The organism is Pseudomonas sp. NCIMB 10586 (genome assembly GCF_023127895.1).
Taxonomy (GTDB): domain Bacteria; phylum Pseudomonadota; class Gammaproteobacteria; order Pseudomonadales; family Pseudomonadaceae; genus Aquipseudomonas; species Aquipseudomonas synxantha_A.
The window spans coordinates 97,089-114,324 of the sequence record NZ_SPKQ01000037.1; the positions used below are offsets into that span (position 1 = coordinate 97,089).

A 17,236-nucleotide genomic window follows, 5' to 3' on the forward strand; every position below is an offset into this window, starting at 1 on the left:
TCCTGTAGGATGTTTGATCATGCCCTGTCAGTCGGTGCCTAACTGTCAATTGGGCGACAATCTTCGGAGTTCCCATGGACACAGGCAAATGGCACGCGCAATTGGTTCGCGGTCAGTGGTTCAGCCACTTGCCGCCAGACTTTCAGCGTAGCCTGCTGGGGGCGGCGCGGTTGCGCGTACTGGCAACGGGGCAGTTCCTGTTCAAACGCGGCGACCCGCCGTGTGGCCTGTATGCGGTGCTGGAAGGGGCGGTGCGCATCAGTGCCGTCAGCGCCCAAGGCAAGGAAGCGGTATTGAGCCTGGTGGAAACCCCTCACTGGTTCGGCGAGATCTGCCTGTTCGACAACCTGCCACGCACCCACGATGCCCTCGCCACGGGAGCCTGCACGCTGTTGCAGGTACCGCAGGCGGCCATCCTCGCCATTCTCGAACAGCATCCGGTGTTCTGGCGCGATATGGCGCTGTTGATGAGCCATAAACTGCGCCTGTCTTTGATCAACATTGAGCAGATAAGCCTGATGCCCGCCTCAAAGCGTCTGGCCCATCGGTTGCTGATGATCGCCCAGGGTTACGGCGAAATAGAGCAGGCGCGCCGCATGTTGCAACTGCCTCAGGAGGATCTGGCGGCGATGCTGGGCCTGTCGCGCCAGACCATCAACAGTCTGCTCAAGGCGCTGGAGCAACAGGGCATCATTGGTTTGAGCTACGGCGCCATCGAGATACTGGACCTCGCCGGGCTGCGCCTTGCCGCGGGCCTATGAACCACGATAGGTGGAGAAGCCGTAAGGGCTGAGCAACAGCGGGATGTGGTAGTGCTGGTCGACCTGCTTGACCTGGAAAATCACCGGCACCTCGGGGAAGAACGTCTCGCGGTTGGCCTTCTTGTAGTAATCGCCGGTCTTGAACACCACACGGTACTCGCCCGGCTTCATGCTCTGGTCGGCGGGGAACAGTTCGGCGATGCGTCCCTGTTGATTGGTCACGCCCTGGGACAGTGATTGCCACTGATCGCCCACATGCTGTTCCAGGGTGACGCTGACACCGGCCGATGGCAGGCCGTTTTCCAGGTTGAGCACGTGTACGCTCAGCGGGTTGCCGGCGGCCAGGGCCAGGTTGCACAGGCCGCTCAGGCTGAGGGCGGCAAGGGTCGTGCTTAGGGTTTTCATGGGGAAGTCCTTTTGGAAGGGGTCAAGTCAGGGGGTGATTTTCAAGCCCAGTTGCTCGGCAGCCTGTACGGCGCAGGCTTCGTCCTGCGCAGCGCCGCCGGCACCGGCGATGCCCAGCGCGCCGACCAGCTCAGCCTCGGCAAACAGCGGCACGCCGCCGCCGAGCAACAGCAACTCGGGCAAGCTGTTAAGGTTGGCGGCTTCAGGGTTGTTACGCGCACGCTCGGCAAACAGCCGGGTTGGGGTTTTGGTCGACAGCGCCGTGTATGCCTTGCGTTGGCTGGCGAAGCTGTTGTGCGGGCCGACACCGTCCGCCCGCAGGGCCACCAGCAAATTGCCACCGCGGTCCAATACCGTCAGCGCGGCCGTGCAGTGGGCCAGGCTGGCGTCGGCCAGTTGGCGCGCAGTGTGCAAATCCAGCTCGGCATGGCGTGGCAGTGGTGGCGTTGCCTGTGCAGCGGTGGTCACAGCGAGGCTCAAGAACAAAGCGGTGCGATACATGTTTGTGGCTCCAGGAGGCAGGTGCTCACGGTAGCCAGTGGACGCGGACAAAAGCCGCACAATTGGATGACAGGTTTGTAATCAAACCCAGAGGTAAGACATGCAGGTGTTGTTAGTGGAAGACCAGCCGCAACTGGCGCAGCTTATGGCCCAGGGCCTGAGCGAGGCCGGCTTCTCTGTGGAAGTTGCGGCCAACGGCATGGCGGCGCAGCGGTTTGTGGAAAGCACTGTGTACGAGCTGGTGATTCTGGATGTGATGCTGCCGGGCTTGAACGCCTGGAAATTGCAGCAGGCGATTCGCCAACGCGGCAAAACGCCGATTTTGTTTTTGACCACGCCTGGCGGGATTGAAGACCGGTTGCGGGGGTTGGAGCTGCACGAGGATGATTACCTGCTAAAGCCGTTTGACGCCAAGGTGTTGGTGGCGCGGGTGAGGAAAGTATTGCGCCGGGATCGTGGGCGCTGATTGCCTGGCGACCGCTATCGGGAGCAAGCCCCCTCCCACATTTGACCGCGTTCACAGTTCAGTGTGGGAGGGGGCTTGCCCCCGATGAGGCCATCACAGCCACTGAAAATCCTCCTACCGCAATCCCTCCCGAAATTGCCCGGGCGTCATCCCCGTCCAGCGCTTGAACGCCCGGTTGAAACTGCTGGTATCGGCAAACCCGAGCAAATGGCTGATCTCGGCCAACGAACACTGCGGATCCCTCAGGTGCAGCAACGCCAGGTTCTGCCTGCACTCATTGAGTAGCGCATCAAACCGACAGCCTTCATCCGCCAAGTGGCGCTGCAAGCTGCGCAAGCTCAGGTGCAAGGCCTGGGCAACGCGTTCGGCACTCGGCTCGCCATCGGGCAATTGCGCCTCGATCACGGCGCGCACCTTGCGCTCCCAGGTCAGCGGTTGCAGGTGGGCGAGGGTGCGCTTGAGCACGGTTTCATTGTGTTCGGCCAATTCCGGATTGGCGTCGTCAAGATGGCTGTCGAAGTCGTGGGCAGCGAACTCCAGGCGATCTTCCTCGGCGGCAAAAAACACCGGCGAGCGGAAGACCGTATGCCACGGCGTGGGGTCGGCGGGTTCCGGGCGCATTAGATAAACGGCCAACGGCGCGTAGTCACGCCCCAGGCGGTTGCGGCAAGTGCGCACATAGATCGCCACGAAGGCGTCGATGGCCTCCGGCGCCGGCGCGGGGCTGCCTTGGGGTTGGAGCAGGCGAAAGTGATACGCGTCGCCATGGCGGGTCAGCTCCAGGCTCAGGGCGTCACTGACCACCTGGTGATAGCGCACGATGCGCTCGAACACCTCGCGCAAGCTGCCGCTGGCCACCAGGGCATAACCGAGGGCGTGAAAGGTGGTGGGGCTGACGAACCGCGACACCCGCAAGCCAATCGCCGGATCACCGCTGGCCTGCACCGCCAGTTGCCAGAGGCGCGTGGTGGCCGACAACGGATAGCGTGCGTTGGGGTCGTCCATCTGCTGCGGGTCGAGTCCGGCCTCGGCGCACAGCGTGGCGCTGTTCAGGCCCAGGGCGTCGAGCTGCTTGCGCAGGGCGCGGGTCCAACTGGCGAGGGAAGTGGGTTCGGTCATGGCGATTGGCGCTTGCGGTCAACAGGTTGGCGTCCGGGGCTAGCGTCCTGCCCGATCGCTTAGGGCAGGATGGACACATCAATGTACAAGAGGATGGAAGCATGGACGGTACTTCTGCAAGTCCCCAACAGATGAACGCACAACAACGTTCAGCGCATATCCGTGAGGTGGTGCTGGCCGAGGGCGCCCGATTGCGCCAGCGCCATCCCTGGCTGCTGCATCAGGACGCCCTGGGCGCGGGCATCCTGGCGTTTGCCTTGTTGGGCATGCTCGGCTCGGCGGCGCTCTATATCAGCGGTCACCTGGCCTGGTGGGCGTGCCTGCTGCTCAATGCGTTCTTTGCTTCACTGACCCACGAGTTAGAGCACGACCTGATCCACAGCATGTACTTTCGCAAGCAGCGCCTGCCCCACAACCTGATGATGGGCCTGGTATGGCTGGCACGGCCAAGCACGATCAACCCGTGGATACGCCGGCATTTGCACCTCAACCATCACAAGGTCTCCGGCACGGAGACCGATATGGAAGAGCGCGCCATTACCAACGGCGAGCCCTGGGGGGTTGCGCGCTTGCTGATGGTGGGCGACAACATGATGTCGGCCTTGATCCGAATGCTGCGGGCCAAGACCTGGGCACACAAGCTCAGCATCCTCAAGCGCGTGGTGCTGGTGTATGCCCCGCTGGCACTGCTGCATTGGGGCGCCTGGTACGTCTTCCTGGGCTTTCATGCCGCCAACGGCATCGCCAGCCTGTTGGGCGCGCCGATCATGTGGTCGGCCGGCACCTTGCAGATGATGCAGGTGATCGACATCGCTGCAGTGGTGATCATCGGCCCCAACGTATTGCGTACGTTCTGCCTGCACTTTGTCAGCTCCAACATGCACTACTACGGCGATGTGGAACTGGGCAACGTGATCCAGCAGACCCAGGTATTGAACCCCTGGTGGCTGTGGCCGTTGCAGGCGTTCTGCTTCAACTTCGGCAGCACCCATGGCATCCATCACTTTGTGGTGAAGGAGCCGTTCTACATTCGCCAGATGACCGTCAAGGTGGCGCATAAGGTCATGGCCCAGATGGGCGTGCGCTTCAATGATTTCGGCACCTTCGCCCGGGCCAATCGGTTTGAGCGCCAGGAGCAGCCGGACGTCAAACTCGCTTTCAGCAAGCGATGAACGCCAGGGGCAGGTCGCGGATGTGTTCGCGCACCGGCGGCTGGTAGTGGTCATCACTGATCAATTCATGCAGCAGTTCTTCGCGCAGTTGGTGGAATTCAAAGCTGCTGCGCTGGCGCGGATGGGGCAGGGCGATGTCCACCATCTGCTTGATGCGCCCGGGCCGGGGCTCCATCACCACTACGCGATCGGCGAGGAAAATCGCCTCTTCCACGTCGTGGGTGACCAGTACCGTGGTGATCCTGGCGCGGGCGCGAATTGCCAGGAGTTCGTCCTGCATCTGCTGGCGAGTGAGTGCATCCAGGGCGCCGAACGGTTCGTCCAGCAACAGGATGCGCGGGCTGGCCACCAGGCCACGAGCGATCGCCACCCGTTGCGCCATGCCGCCGGAAAGTTGATGCGGGTAGGCGCGAGTGAAGTCAGTGAGGCCCACCAGCTCGATAAAGTCACGGATGCGCCGGTTGCGCTCGGCCTCGTTCAGCGGCTCGTTGACCAGGCCCAGGCCGATGTTCTGCGCCACGGTCAGCCAGGGAAACAGGCGGTGCTCCTGGAACACGATGCCGCGCTCGCCACTGATACCGCTGACGGCCTTGCCATCAACCTGGATCTCGCCGCGATATTGCGTGTCGAGCCCCACCAGCAGACGCAGCAGGGTGGACTTGCCGCAACCGCTGGCGCCGACAATCGCGACAAATTCCCCTTCGGCAATCTGCAGGTTGAATTCGCGGATGGCTTCCAGTTCGAAGCCGTCGACGTCGAAGCTTTTGCCCACATGGTTGAAGCTGACAATTGGTGCGTTCATGCGTGTCTCCAGCGGGTGGCACGGGTTTCGATGCGTTGGCCGATCAGGTTGAGGGCGCCGCCGGTGAGGCCGACCAGGAGCATTCCGCTCATGATCAGGTCCATGCGCAGCAACTGTTGGGCGCCGATCATCAGGCTGCCGATGCCGCCGTCCGAAGGCATGAAATATTCCGCGCCGATGGTGCCCATCCAGGCGTAGATCAGGCTCAGGCGCAGGCCGGCGAAAATACCCGCCGCTGCGCCCGGCAGTACCAGGCGACGCAGACGTTGCCACAGGCTCAGGCGCAGCACTTGCGCGGCTTCGCGCAGTTGCGGCGACAGGTTGAGCACGCTGCGCTGAGTGGCGATGAATAACGGGAAGAACGCGGCGAGGGCAATAAACACCCACTTGGCCAGTTCACCCAGGCCGAACCAGGCGGTGAGCAGCGGCACCCAGGCGAAAATCGCGATCTGGCGCAGCGCGGCCAGGGTCGGGCCGAGTACCCGCTCACTGCGCCGCGACAGCCCCAGCCACAAGCCCACGGCAAAGCCCAGGCTGCCGCCGAGCAGCAAGCCACCCACGGCCCGGCCGAGGCTTTTGCCTAAAGCCGCGCTCAGGCTGCCATCCAGCACACCGGCCATGGTGGTTTGCAGCACCGCCCAGGGGCTGACCAGAATATTCGGGTCGACCCAGCCCTGTTGCGTCGCCAGCTGCCACAGCGCCAGCAACAGCAGCGGCAGCAGCCACGGTTGCAAGCGTTGCCAGCCTTCATAGCGTGGCCCGCGGCGGATCTGCGCTGTAGCCGGATGGGGCCAGTACACCCACTTGCGATCCAGCCAACCGATGCCGCGGTCCATCACTACGCCCAGCACACCGATGACCACGATGCACACAAAGACAATATCGAGCATGAACAACTGGCGCGCCCACACCATCAGGTAGCCGATGCCTTCGCTGGAGGCCAGCAACTCCACGGCCAGCAACGATGTCCAGCCCGCCGCCAGGGCCAGGCGTACCCCGGCCATGAACGCTGGTAGCGCAGCGGGCAGGATCAGGCGGCGGATCAGCAAGTGGGTGGGCAGGCGCAACACGCGGGCGGCTTCGCGCAGGTTGGGTTGGGCGTCGCGCACGCCCACCAAGGTGTGCAGGGTTACGGGCACCACAATGGCCTTGACCAGCACCACCAGTTTCAAGGTTTCGCCAATGCCGAAAAACACCATGAACAGCGGAATCCACGCCAAGGTCGGGACCTGCGACAGCGCGCTGAACGTGGGGAATACCAAACGCTCGGCGCGGGCGCTGAAACCCAGGACTGCGCCGAGTATCGCGCCCACGCCGATACCGGCCAGCAGGCCCCAGAACAGGCGCTGCAAGCTGATCGCAAGATGGCTCCATAACTCGCCACCGGCCAACTCCACTGCGCTGCTCCACACCAGGGTGGGGGCGGGCAGAATCTGTTCGCTCATCCAGTGATTGCGACTGGCCAACCACCATAGGGCAAACAACGTGAACGGCAGCAGCCACGGCAACAGGCGCTGACTCAGCTGCGGCCAACGCGGCACTCTGCCGTTGGACGGGGCCGGCAGAGGTAGGCTCAAAAGTGAAATCCGGGCCATGGAAGACCTCCGTGTCGCCAAATGCATTATGTGATTTCGATCTTATAAAAACGTAATCAAGATGATTGCGAGATAAGAGAAATCATTTAAAGCCTCAGCTCCCCACGCATCCAATGCATTCGAAGAATATTTTCGATGCTGTTCATGCATACCGCTCTGGAGCCTGTGTATTCGCTCGCATAGTCCAAAAAGCTATTAAATTGTGCATTTATAGTATTTAAAGTTTTGTTCGTGCTGTGCCTATTTTTTGCTCCCCAGGCGACCGTCGCCCACCAGGAGCTGCGCTTATGAAACTGCCCTTCAAACGTCTGATCAGTCTGTTCGCCGGTACCGCCCTGGCCGGGCTGGTACATGCCGCGGACCTCAAGGAAATTCGCATCGCCGTGCCCGACCTCAGTGCCGGCAGCCAGCACAGTGGCGGCGGCATCACCGACGTTTTGCGTGAACAGCAAATCTATGAAAAAGCCTTTGCCGACCAAGGCATCAAGATCCAGTGGAATTACTTCAAGGGCGCGGGCCCTGTGATCAATGAAGCCTTCGCCAATGGCCAGGTGGACCTTGCCTATCTGGGTGACCTGGCGGCAATCATCGGCCGCTCCAATGGCCTGGATACTCGCCTGCTCAGCGCCACCGCGCGTGGTGTGAAGCACTACCTCGGCGTGGTGCCGGGCTCTGGCATCAAGACGCTGCAAGACCTCAAGGGCAAGCGCGTGGCGGTGTTCCGCGGCACGGCCAGCCAGTTGTCGTTCGACAGCGCATTGGCCAGCCAGGGCTTGAGTGAGAAGGACCTGAAGGTCATCAACCTGGACTTCAATGCCGCCAGCGCTGCGTTGGCCGCCAAGCAGATTGACGCAACCTGGGGCGGCTCCACTCTCACGGCGTTGCAGGCCAAAGGTTTGGCAGAAATACCGCTGACCACCAAGGACCTGGGCGATGCCGGCAGCATCCAGGCCGTGCTGGTGGGCAGCGCCAAGTTTGTCGACGAACACCCAGATGCTGTGGCCAAGCTGCTCAAGGCCCAGCAGCAAGCAGTGCAGTGGTTGACCGATGACAACAACAAGCAGGCCTATATCGCGCTGGTGTCGGGGTTGGCCAGTTACCCGCCGGTGATCCTGACCAATGATTTGAAAGACCAGAAACTCAGTGAGATTTTCCCCTCGACCCTGGACCCGGTGTTCCTGGGCAAATTGCAGGATGCGGTGGATTTGGCCTCGAAGGAGAAGCTGATTCGCAAGTCGTTTCAGGTGAGCGATTGGGTGGCGCCGGGTTTGGTGGCGGCGGGGCTCTGAGCTTGTCGGTGCCTGGGCTATCGCTATCGCAGGCAAGCCAGCTCCCACACTTGAATGTGTTCACCGCTCAATGTGGGAGCTGGCTTGCCTGCGATGAGGCCCTTCAAACCGCCACACTTACCTGCTGACTATCCACCTCCACCAACGTCTCGATCATCGCCTTCGCCGCTGGCGACAACCGCGACCCCGTGCGGCTGACGATCCCGCAGCGTGCGCTCAGGGTATCCATGTGCTGCGGCAGGTTGCGCCAATGCAGCAGCACCAGCGAACCGCTGGCCACATCCTCGGCGAACGCTTCCTCGGTGCCGACGCCGATGGCGTTGGATTGCAGCACAATCTTCACCAGCGCCGGGAAGTGCTCGGTCTGGATGCTCGGGGAAAAATCCATGCGCCCACTCAGGTTCGCCAGCAGTTTGCGAATACCCTGGGAGATCAGCGGCGCGGCCAGCGGATAGTCGAACATGTCGTTGGTCGACAGGCTGTCCTTGGCCAGCAACGGGTGCCCAGGGCGGCAGAAAAAGACGCCGCGCTTGGGTGTCAGTGCGCGGGTCTGGAAATTCGGGTCGGCCTCGAACTGACGGATGTCGGCGATAAAGAATTCGATCTCTTCACGGCTCAGGCTGCGGCTGAGGGTTTCCCAGTTGTCCACCTGGAAACTCGTGCGGATTTTCGGGTGGGCGTTGATAAATCGCGCCACCGCATCCGGCACCAACTTCACCGCTGGCGCGGGGCCGCAGCCGAAGCGCAGGTCGCCGGCGTCGAGCTTGGTCATACGCGTCACTTCACTGCTCAGCAGCGCTGCGCCATGCACCAGGCTCAGGGCATGTTGCAGCACCACCTGACCTTCCGGTGTGGGGCGCAGGTCCTTGTGGCCGCGGTCTACCAGCAGGCAACCAAACTCCTGTTCCAGCCCCTGGATGCTGCGGCTGAACGCCGGTTGGGTGATGCCCATGGCGTCCGCCGCACGCACGAAACTGCGGTGTTCGTTAAGGGCGATGAAGTAGCGCAGTTGGCGAAGATCCATATGCTTTCCCGGCATTTTAAAAATAGGTCGAAGGCATTTGCGACCGAGCAAGCTGAGGTTTTAAATGCAAGCTCTTATTCCGTCAACGAAGCATTGATTCATTTGCTAGATCTAAAATGCATATGGATAGAGCGTTGCTGGAAAGCATCTCCACCATCAGCAGGCACATGAGGGTCATCACAATGAGCAACGCCGCATTAGCTGTTCAACCCATCGCCCACGCGCTCGACATCCACCCGGTGGCCGGTCGTATCGGCGCCGAGATCCGTGGCATCAAACTGTCTGGTGACCTGGATGCCGCCACCGTTGAGGCCATCCAGCAGGCACTGGTGCAGTACAAAGTGATCTTCTTCCGCGAGCAAACCCACCTTGATGACCAGAGCCAGGAAGCCTTCGCCCACCTGCTTGGTGAGCCGATTGCACACCCTACGGTGCCGGTGCGCGACGGTACGCGCTTTCTGATGGAGTTGGATGGCACCCGTGGACAGCGCGCCAACTCCTGGCACACCGACGTGACTTTCGTCGATGCCTACCCGAAAGCTTCGATCCTGCGTTCGGTGCTGGCGCCAGCGTCCGGCGGCGACACCGTCTGGGCCAATACCGCCGCCGCTTACAACGACCTCAGCGTCGAGCTGCGTGCGTTGGCTGACCACCTATGGGCGGTGCACAGCAACGAATACGACTACGCCGCACGCAAGCCGGATGTGGCGGTGGAGAAGCTGGAGGAATACCGCAAGGTCTTCACTTCGACAGTGTACGAAACCGAACACCCGGTGGTGCGTGTGCACCCGGTCAGCGGTGAGAAAACCCTGCTGCTGGGGCACTTCGTCAAGCGCCTGAAAGGCTATTCCCAGGCGGAGTCGACCCAGCTGTTCAACCTGCTGCAAGGCCACGTCACCCGCCTGGAAAACACCGTGCGCTGGCGCTGGAATACCGGTGACGTGGCGATCTGGGATAACCGCGCCACCCAGCATTACGCGGTAGACGACTATGGCACCCAAGAGCGCGTCGTACGCCGGGTCACGCTCAAGGGTGATGTGCCGGTGGGTGTGCAGGGGCAATCAAGCAAAACCACTAAAGGTCTTTAAGCCGGTTGGAGATTAAAATGTGGGAGGGGGCTTGCTCCCGATAGCAGTGGGCCAGTCAAAGATGTTGTGACTGACACTCCGCTATCGGGAGCAAGCCCCCTCCCACATTGGATTTGTGGCGTTTACCAGACCCCAATTTGCACCACTTTTTCCGCCTCCGGCTCCCCATAGCGAAACCATTGCCCGCGCACTTCGATCTCGGTGTGGCTGATGGTGGTACGCCGCTTCAACCCACGCAGCCATTCGAACAGATAACCCAAGTGAGTCTCGCGCACCTGGGCATAGGCGGGATCGCTGCCCAGGTCGTGGATTTCCTGCGGGTCGTTTTCCAGGTCGAACAGCTGCGGGCGAAAGCCGTCATAGGCCAGGTACTTCCAGCGTTCGCTGCGCACCATGGTCATGCGGCAACGGTCGATGGGCTGCGCCAGGCGTTCCCGAGCCGGGGCCTGGAAGGCGTAGTCGTATTCGGCAATGGCGTAGTGGCGCCAGGTGGGTTGCTCGCCGTGCAACAGCGGGATCAGCGAGCGGCCTTCGAGGCGATGGTCGGCTGCGGGCAGGCCCAGAGCGTCGAGGAAAGTGGGCAGGGCGTCGATGGTTTCTACCAGGCGTGCGTCCACGGTGCCACGGCTGATATCGGCACTGGCTCGCGGGTCGCGCACGATCAATGGCACGCCCACGGCGGGCTCCAGCAAAAACTCTTTTTCGCCGAGGTAATGATCGCCGAGGAAGTCACCATGGTCGCTGGTAAACACGATCAGCGTGTCGTCCCAGCGGTCGTTGCTTTGCAGAAAATCAAACAGCCGCCCGAGTTGATCGTCGATCTGTTTGATCAGGCCCATGTACGTGGGAATCACCGTCAGGCGCACTTCATCCCTGGAAAAATTCAGGCTCTCCTGGTGTTGGCGAAACGCCTGGTACACCGGGTGATCGCTGGTGTGTTCAGGTTGAATCGGCGCCTGGATATGCTCGGCGCCATACAGCGCGTGGTACGGCGCCGGGGCGATGTAGGGCCAGTGCGGCTTGATGTACGACAGGTGCAGGCACCATGGCTGCTGCCCCTGCTCGCAGATAAAGTCGATGGCGCGGTCGGTGGTGTAGACGGTCTCCGAATGTTGTTCGGCCACCCGCGCAGGTTTGCCGGCATTGCGCATGTGCCAGCCGCTGAGCACTTCACCGTCTTCACCTTGGGCCGCATTGGCCCAGTCATGCCAGGGGTTGCGACCACCGTAGCCCTGCTCGCGCAGGTACTGGGTGTAGGGCGCCGACTCGCGTTTGTCGTCGAACAGCGGGCTGTCAGGATAGATGCCGTCGTGGCGCAGGTACGCATCAAAGCCCACCTCATTGAGCTGTTCGGCCTGGGCGCTGTCGGGGTCGATATGCAGGCGGTGCAACGCCTCCAGGTTCGGCGTGGCGTGGGTCTTGCCCACCAGTGCGGTGCGGATGCCGTGGGGGCGCAGGTAGTCGCCAATCGTCAGCTCTTCCAGCGGCAGCGGTACGGCGTTCCATGCCACCTGATGGCTGCTGACGTAACGCCCGGTATAGGCCGACATGCGCGACGGGCCGCAGATCGTGCCCTGGGTGTAGGCACGGCTGAAACGCACACCGGCAGCGGCCAGGCGGTCGATATTCGGCGTGTGCAGATGGGCATGGCCGTAGCACGACAGGTAATCGCGACGCAGTTGGTCGCACATGATGTAGAGCACATTGCGCACGGGTTTGGGATCAGACATGGGAATTTACCGAACGGAGGACAGGTGGTTTTTTTCGCCGTTCGAGGGGTGCTCTGGCAAGTGCATTTGGGGACTGGGTTCCATGCAATGAATGCATGGGTGTTGCCACCGGCGCTTTCGCGAGCAAGCTCGCTCCCACATTTGGAACGCATTTGAAGTGTGGGAGCGAGCTTGCTCGCGAAAGGCCAGTTCAGACGGCGACATTCTCCAGTGCACACACCTCTTCATCCAAGGTATCAATCTCCTTGATCTGCTCAATCATCGCCTCCGCCAACGGCGACAATCGATACCCCGCACGGCTGACAATCCCGTAGCGGGTGTAACGCTCCTCCAGGTTTTCATCCAGGTCATCGATCTTCAAACACACCAGTTCGCCCCGCGCCATGTGCAGCACATCGCTGTTGGCGCTGACGATGCCGATGGCATCCGAGCGCAGCACCACGCCCATCAGGCTATAGCCGTTTTCGCACTCCACATTGGGTTGGTAATCGGGCCGGCCGCTGAGGTCGGCGATGACCTTGCGCAGGTTCGGCGGGCGAATGGTGACCGCCAGCGGATAACTCATCAGTTCATCGGCGCGGATGCTTTCGCGGCCGGCCAGGGGGTGGCCGGCGCGGCAGCAGAAATACCAGCGACGGGCGCGCAGGCGGTGGGTGTGGTAGTCGGGGTTGGCTTCGAAGTGGCGAGTGTCGGCGACGAAGAATTCGAACTCTTCGCTGAGCAGGCGTTTGCCCAGGCTTTGCCAGTCATCCACCTGGAACTGCACGCGGGCCTTGGGGTAGCGCCCGATAAAACTGCCGATGGCGCGCGGGATCAACCCACCTGCCGGGGCCGGGCCGCAGCCGAAGCGCAGCTCGCCGGCTTCCAGGCCGTTGAACTGGCTGATCTCGTTGGCCAATTGCTGGGCGCCGCTGACCAGGCGCCGGGCATGTTCGAGCAGTACCTGACCTTGCTTGGTGGGCGCCAGGTCCTTGCGGCCACGGTCTACCAGCTGGCAGCCGGCGCTGTGTTCAAGGGCCTGGATGCTGCGACTGAACGCCGACTGCGACAGGTTCACGGCCAAGGCTGCCGCGACAAAACTGCGTTGCTCGGCGAGGGCGATGAAGTGGCGAAGCTGGCGCAAATCGATATGCATTTTTCACATCAAAAATATCCGGGAAATGCATTGGCTATGCATTAGGTCGACTCCTTATAAAGGCTATCTCTTATGCAGTAAATGTTCGTAAAAACATAAATAAATAACCTTTAGGAATATCTGGCGACGGATATCTCCGGGTTCTGGAGCCGCTTATGAGTCTGTTCAAGTCCTTGCCGCTGGCGATGCTGGTGGCCGGTAGCAGCAGTTGGTCGCCTTCCCAGGCCGCTGAAACACCCGCGCCTGCCGGCAAGGGCGAAAGCGCCAGTGGCCAACTGGAAACCGTCACCGTGACGGCCCGGCGGCGTACCGAAAGTGCCCAGGCCGTGCCAACGCCCATGAGCGTGGTCGGCGGCCAGGCGCTGGAAACCCAGCGGGTGTACCGCATCCAGGATTTGCAGCAACTGGTGCCCAGCGTCAACGTCGCCTACATGCACGCGCGCCAGTCCAGCGTGTCGATTCGCGGCCTGGGCAACAACCCGGCCAGCGATGGCCTGGAAGGCAGCGTGGGGTTGTACATCGACAACGTCTATCTCGGGCGCCCGGGCATGGCGGTGTTCGACCTGATGGACATCGAGCAGCTTGAAGTACTGCGTGGCCCGCAAGGGACGTTGTTCGGCAAGAACACCACCGCCGGGGTCATCAACATCAGCACCCGCGCACCGAGCTTTACCCCGGAGCGCAGCATCGAAACCTCTCTGGGCGAGGACGGTTATTTCCAGACCAAGGGCACGATCTCCGGCCCACTCACCGAGGACCTGGCGGGGCGTTTCTCGGCCTATCGCACCCGCAGCGACGGCGACATCAAGAACGAGCACGACGGCCATGAGCTTAACGGCGGTTCGCGCCAGGGCTTTCGCGGGCAACTGTTGTACAAGCCCAACGAGGCGTTCAACCTGCGCTGGATCGGTGATTACAACGAAGAAGATTCCAGCGCCGGCACCCGCGTGTTGTACAGCACCGGGCCGACCATCAATGGCACCAACCTGTATCAATCCCGGGCCAACGCAGCGGGGGCGACCCTGGTGGATGGCACCCATCGCAAGGTCAACCTGGACAACGACCAGCATGTCACCGTGTTCCAGGGTGGTACCTCGCTGGAGGCCAACTGGGCGCTGCCAAGCGACTTCACCCTGACGTCGGTGAGTGCCTATCGCTGGTGGAATTTCACCCCACGCAATGATGACGGCCTCAACGTACCGGCGTCGTATAACGCCGGGGTTTCGGTGGAAGATAAGCAGTGGTCCCAGGAGTTTCGCCTGGCATCGCCTACCGGCGGCTTCTTCGATTACGTGCTCGGCGCCTATTACTTCGGCTCCGACCTGGACAACAAATCCTTCGCTTATTACGGCCCCAAGGCCGATATCTGGAACGGCACGCCGAACGGCGCTTTGAGCAATGTGAGCAGCGTCGGCAACGGGCATATCCGCACCGACAGTTTTGCCCTGTTCGCCCAAGGCACCTGGCACCTCACCGAGCGCCTGGATTTTACCGCCGGCCTGCGCGGCACCTACGAAGAAAAAAGCGCCTGGGTCACGCGCAATGCGCCGCTGGGCGGTGCTGCGGTGAGCGGTGCGGGGGCCACTGCACGGCGGGGGCGCACCGGGGCGTATGACTCGGGCGACCTGACGCAGTACAGCGCCACCCCTTCGGGGCTGCTCAACCTCAGTTATCACTTCAATGACAACCTGCTGGGCTACGCGACGCTGTCCCATGGCGAGAAGTCTGGTGGGGTCAACCTGGCGGTAGGGTCTGCGCCCACGGCCGGGGCCGACTCGTTACTGATCGGCACCGAGCGCGCCAACAACGCCGAGTTGGGTTTCAAGAGCACGTTGTGGGACCGCCGCCTGCAACTCAACGCCAACCTGTTCTGGACCCAGGTCAACGGCTACCAGACCAACGCCTACGACCAGGACAACCGCGTGCAGTACCTGACCAACGCCGGTTCCGTGCGTTCGCGGGGCGTGGAAGTGGAAAGCACACTGGTGCCGATCAAGGGCCTGACCCTGAATATCAACGGCTCGTTCAACGACGTGAGCTACCTGTCGTACAAGGATGCACCGTGCCCACCCGAAACCAGCTTGCGCCCCGGTGCACCGGCGTCGTGCGACTTGACCGGCCACCAGGTGGTGGGCGCCTCGAAGTGGATCGCCAACGCCAACGGCGAATACAAATGGAACCTGGCTAACGGTTTGGAACCCTACGTCACCGCCAGCTACGCGTTCCGTTCCAAGGCGGTGGGCACGGTGGAAGATTCCGACTACGGGCAGATCCCGGCGTATGCGGTGGTCAACCTGTCCACCGGCCTGCGCGGTAACTATGAGCAGGGGCAGTGGGACGTGTCGCTGTGGCTGAAAAACGCCTTCGACAAAACCTACTACACCACCCTGTGGACCGGCGGTAACGGCGGTTACGAGGGCCTGTTGGGCACGCCGCGCACCCTAGGCGTGACTGGGCGCTACGACTTCTAGGTCGGTGCGATAGGTGGCCGGACTGAACACCCGAGTCACCAGCAGCATCGCCACCACCGTCACGGTCAGCACCACCCAGGCGCTGACAAAAGTGCCGGTGAGTTCGCGCAGCCAACCGGTCAGCCACGGCGAAATCGCATTGATCAAAAAGCCTACGCCTTGCACGAATGCCGCCAGCTGCCCGGCTTGGCGTGGGTCGCGGTGGTGGTCGAGGGTCAGCAGCAGGCTCAGGGCGAAACACGCGCCCAGGCCGAAGCCGATCAGCGCCACCCACAGGTGCGGGAATTGCTGTGGCGCCATCAGCAGGCCGAGGTAGCCGATGGTTTGCGCCAGCAGGCTGATGCTCAGCAACGGGCGCCGATCAATCCCACGTTGTGCCAGCACTGGCATCAGCAATGCGGCGATCACCTGGAAGATGGTCATGAACGCCAGCAACGAGCCGCTGGGCAGCACGCCCCAACCCAGTTGCTGATAGTAGGCGGGCAGCCACGCGACCATGCTCATGTAGCCACAATTGACCAGGCCGAAATACAGCGCCAGCAGCCAAGCACGCCGGTTGCGCAACCCTTTGAACGCAGGTGCCTGTTGTGGGTTTCGCGCGGCACCCAGCGGCAGCCAGGCCCATAGCAGCAATGCCCCCAGCGCCGGCAATAACCACACCCCCAGGCCTGCCTGCCATTGCTGGAAATGCAGGGCCACCACAGGGCTAAGCAGCGCCGCCAGCCCACCCCCGGCCATCAGCGAGGCCGAATACACGCCCATCGCCACCGGCACGCGGTGATGAAATTCGCGCTTGATCATCGCGGGCACCAGCGCCTGGATCAGCGCCACGCCCGCGCCGCCGAGCAGTGCGGTAACCAACAGCGCCGAAGCCTGGCCCATCAACCAGCGCGCCAGGCACGCCAGCAAAATCATCAACAAGCCCAGGGCGATGCCGCGACGTTCGCCCAAGCGAGCCTCCACGCGCACGCCGACCAGTGCCACCAACCCCATGCAGATCACCGGCAGGCTGGTGAGCAAGGCGCTGCTCTGGAAGCTCAGCCCGGTGGCCTGGCGAATCTCGCCGAGCAACGGGCTGATGGAGCTGAGGATGGGGCGCAGGTTCAGGCCGAGCACCAGCAGCAGGCCCCAGCCGGCAAGGGATTTATTCAGGGTCATGCAGGGTTTTCCACTGGTGATACAGCGCAGTCATTGCTGGGTCGGGCAGGTGCTGGATGGGCAGGCGTTGCGCACCGATGGGCAAGCCGACCTGTTGGCTAATGGCTGCGGTCGACAGGCCGAACGGCTCGGCCATTTCGTTGCTGGCGGCAAACACCACACGTTCTACACCGCACAGGTACATGGCGCTCAGGCACATCGGGCAAGGCTGGCCGCTGGCGTAGATCACGCAGCCGTCCAGGCGTGCACCCAGTTGGCGGCTCGCTGCACGGATCGCCAGCAGCTCGGCGTGGGCGGTGGGGTCCTGGGTCAGGTGGATCTCATTCACGGCTTCCACCAGCACTTCACCGTTGCGCGTCAGCACCGCGCCGAAGGGTCGGCCACCTTGGGCGACGTTGGTGCGGGCCAAGCCGATAGCGCGTTGCAGGTGTGGTTGATCGTTGGTCATACAAGCCCCCCCGGGCGCGATGAAAGGTGAAGTATGGTCAGCCACCGGGGTATGCTGAAATTAAATATAAAC

General features: G+C 62.1%; 16 protein-coding genes. 6 read left to right on the forward strand and 10 right to left on the reverse strand.

The features are described 5' to 3' along the window. Positions 1 to 74 precede the first annotated feature (74 nt). Entirely contained in the window at positions 75 to 761 is a 687-nt protein-coding gene (locus E4P01_RS13685) for a Crp/Fnr family transcriptional regulator (protein ID WP_216090569.1), read from the forward strand. Here E4P01_RS13685 and uraH read toward each other — a convergent pair. Together uraH and E4P01_RS13695 are read right to left on the reverse strand one after the other, a co-directional pair. Further along, positions 756 to 1,166 (reverse strand): hydroxyisourate hydrolase, encoded by a 411-nt coding sequence (gene uraH, locus E4P01_RS13690; protein ID WP_032878459.1) that lies wholly within the window; start codon positions 1,164 to 1,166, stop codon positions 756 to 758. The two genes, E4P01_RS13685 and uraH, sit on opposite strands and share 6 nt — an antisense overlap. A 27-nt stretch (positions 1,167 to 1,193) precedes the next feature. Further along, complete coding sequence (locus E4P01_RS13695; RefSeq protein WP_216090570.1) at positions 1,194 to 1,667, reverse strand: heme-binding protein; 474 nt, start codon at positions 1,665 to 1,667, stop codon at positions 1,194 to 1,196. 100 nt (positions 1,668 to 1,767) lie between these two features. On the opposite strand from E4P01_RS13695, the gene E4P01_RS13700 reads away from it, so the two are divergent. Then, positions 1,768 to 2,133, forward strand: coding sequence for a response regulator (locus tag E4P01_RS13700; RefSeq protein ID WP_032878457.1), 366 nt, complete (start codon positions 1,768 to 1,770; stop codon positions 2,131 to 2,133). A gap of 114 nt (positions 2,134 to 2,247) precedes the next feature. Here E4P01_RS13700 and E4P01_RS13705 read toward each other — a convergent pair whose 3' ends face one another. Continuing rightward, entirely contained in the window at positions 2,248 to 3,252 is a 1,005-nt protein-coding gene (locus E4P01_RS13705; RefSeq protein ID WP_216090571.1) for an AraC family transcriptional regulator, read from the reverse strand. 101 nt (positions 3,253 to 3,353) lie between these two features. On the opposite strand from E4P01_RS13705, the gene E4P01_RS13710 reads away from it, so the two are divergent. After that, positions 3,354 to 4,424, forward strand: a complete 1,071-nt coding sequence (locus E4P01_RS13710) for a fatty acid desaturase (protein ID WP_216090572.1) — start codon at positions 3,354 to 3,356, stop codon at positions 4,422 to 4,424. On the opposite strand, the gene E4P01_RS13715 is transcribed toward E4P01_RS13710, so the two are convergent. Together E4P01_RS13715 and E4P01_RS13720 are read right to left on the reverse strand one after the other, a co-directional pair. Further along, positions 4,411 to 5,226, reverse strand: a complete 816-nt coding sequence (locus E4P01_RS13715; protein ID WP_216090573.1) for an ABC transporter ATP-binding protein — start codon at positions 5,224 to 5,226, stop codon at positions 4,411 to 4,413. The two genes, E4P01_RS13710 and E4P01_RS13715, sit on opposite strands and share 14 nt — an antisense overlap. Beyond that, complete coding sequence (locus E4P01_RS13720; protein ID WP_216090574.1) at positions 5,223 to 6,821, reverse strand: ABC transporter permease; 1,599 nt, start codon at positions 6,819 to 6,821, stop codon at positions 5,223 to 5,225. The genes E4P01_RS13715 and E4P01_RS13720 overlap by 4 nt, the downstream gene beginning before the upstream one ends. A gap of 287 nt (positions 6,822 to 7,108) precedes the next feature. On the opposite strand from E4P01_RS13720, the gene E4P01_RS13725 reads away from it, so the two are divergent. Further along, positions 7,109 to 8,110, forward strand: coding sequence for an ABC transporter substrate-binding protein (locus tag E4P01_RS13725; RefSeq protein WP_216090575.1), 1,002 nt, complete (start codon positions 7,109 to 7,111; stop codon positions 8,108 to 8,110). Positions 8,111 to 8,213: 103 nt separating this feature from the next. Here the strand turns inward: E4P01_RS13725 and E4P01_RS13730 are convergent, their stop codons facing one another. Then, positions 8,214 to 9,134 carry a LysR family transcriptional regulator gene (locus E4P01_RS13730; RefSeq protein ID WP_216090576.1) on the reverse strand — a complete coding sequence of 307 codons (921 nt, stop codon included), beginning with the start codon at positions 9,132 to 9,134 and terminating at the stop codon, positions 8,214 to 8,216. Positions 9,135 to 9,316: 182 nt separating this feature from the next. Between E4P01_RS13730 and E4P01_RS13735 the strand changes: the two genes are divergently transcribed. Next, positions 9,317 to 10,222 carry a TauD/TfdA family dioxygenase gene (locus E4P01_RS13735; RefSeq protein ID WP_216090577.1) on the forward strand — a complete coding sequence of 302 codons (906 nt, stop codon included), beginning with the start codon at positions 9,317 to 9,319 and terminating at the stop codon, positions 10,220 to 10,222. 122 nt (positions 10,223 to 10,344) lie between these two features. Here the strand turns inward: E4P01_RS13735 and E4P01_RS13740 are convergent, their stop codons facing one another. Both E4P01_RS13740 and E4P01_RS13745 read right to left on the reverse strand, forming a co-directional pair. After that, entirely contained in the window at positions 10,345 to 11,952 is a 1,608-nt protein-coding gene (locus tag E4P01_RS13740) for an alkaline phosphatase family protein (protein ID WP_216090578.1), read from the reverse strand. A gap of 190 nt (positions 11,953 to 12,142) precedes the next feature. Continuing rightward, positions 12,143 to 13,087, reverse strand: a complete 945-nt coding sequence (locus tag E4P01_RS13745; RefSeq protein WP_216090579.1) for a LysR family transcriptional regulator — start codon at positions 13,085 to 13,087, stop codon at positions 12,143 to 12,145. A gap of 155 nt (positions 13,088 to 13,242) precedes the next feature. Between E4P01_RS13745 and E4P01_RS13750 the strand changes: the two genes are divergently transcribed. Beyond that, on the forward strand, positions 13,243 to 15,558 hold the full coding sequence (locus E4P01_RS13750; protein WP_216090580.1) for a TonB-dependent receptor: 2,316 nt from the start codon (positions 13,243 to 13,245) through the stop codon (positions 15,556 to 15,558). Here E4P01_RS13750 and E4P01_RS13755 read toward each other — a convergent pair. Then, a complete protein-coding gene (locus tag E4P01_RS13755; protein ID WP_216090581.1) occupies positions 15,529 to 16,716 on the reverse strand; it encodes a CynX/NimT family MFS transporter in 1,188 nt (395 codons plus the stop codon). The two genes, E4P01_RS13750 and E4P01_RS13755, sit on opposite strands and share 30 nt — an antisense overlap. Then, positions 16,703 to 17,164, reverse strand: coding sequence for a nucleoside deaminase (locus E4P01_RS13760; protein WP_216090582.1), 462 nt, complete (start codon positions 17,162 to 17,164; stop codon positions 16,703 to 16,705). Before E4P01_RS13760 ends, E4P01_RS13755 begins: the two co-directional genes overlap by 14 nt. Positions 17,165 to 17,236: the final 72 nt, after the last annotated feature.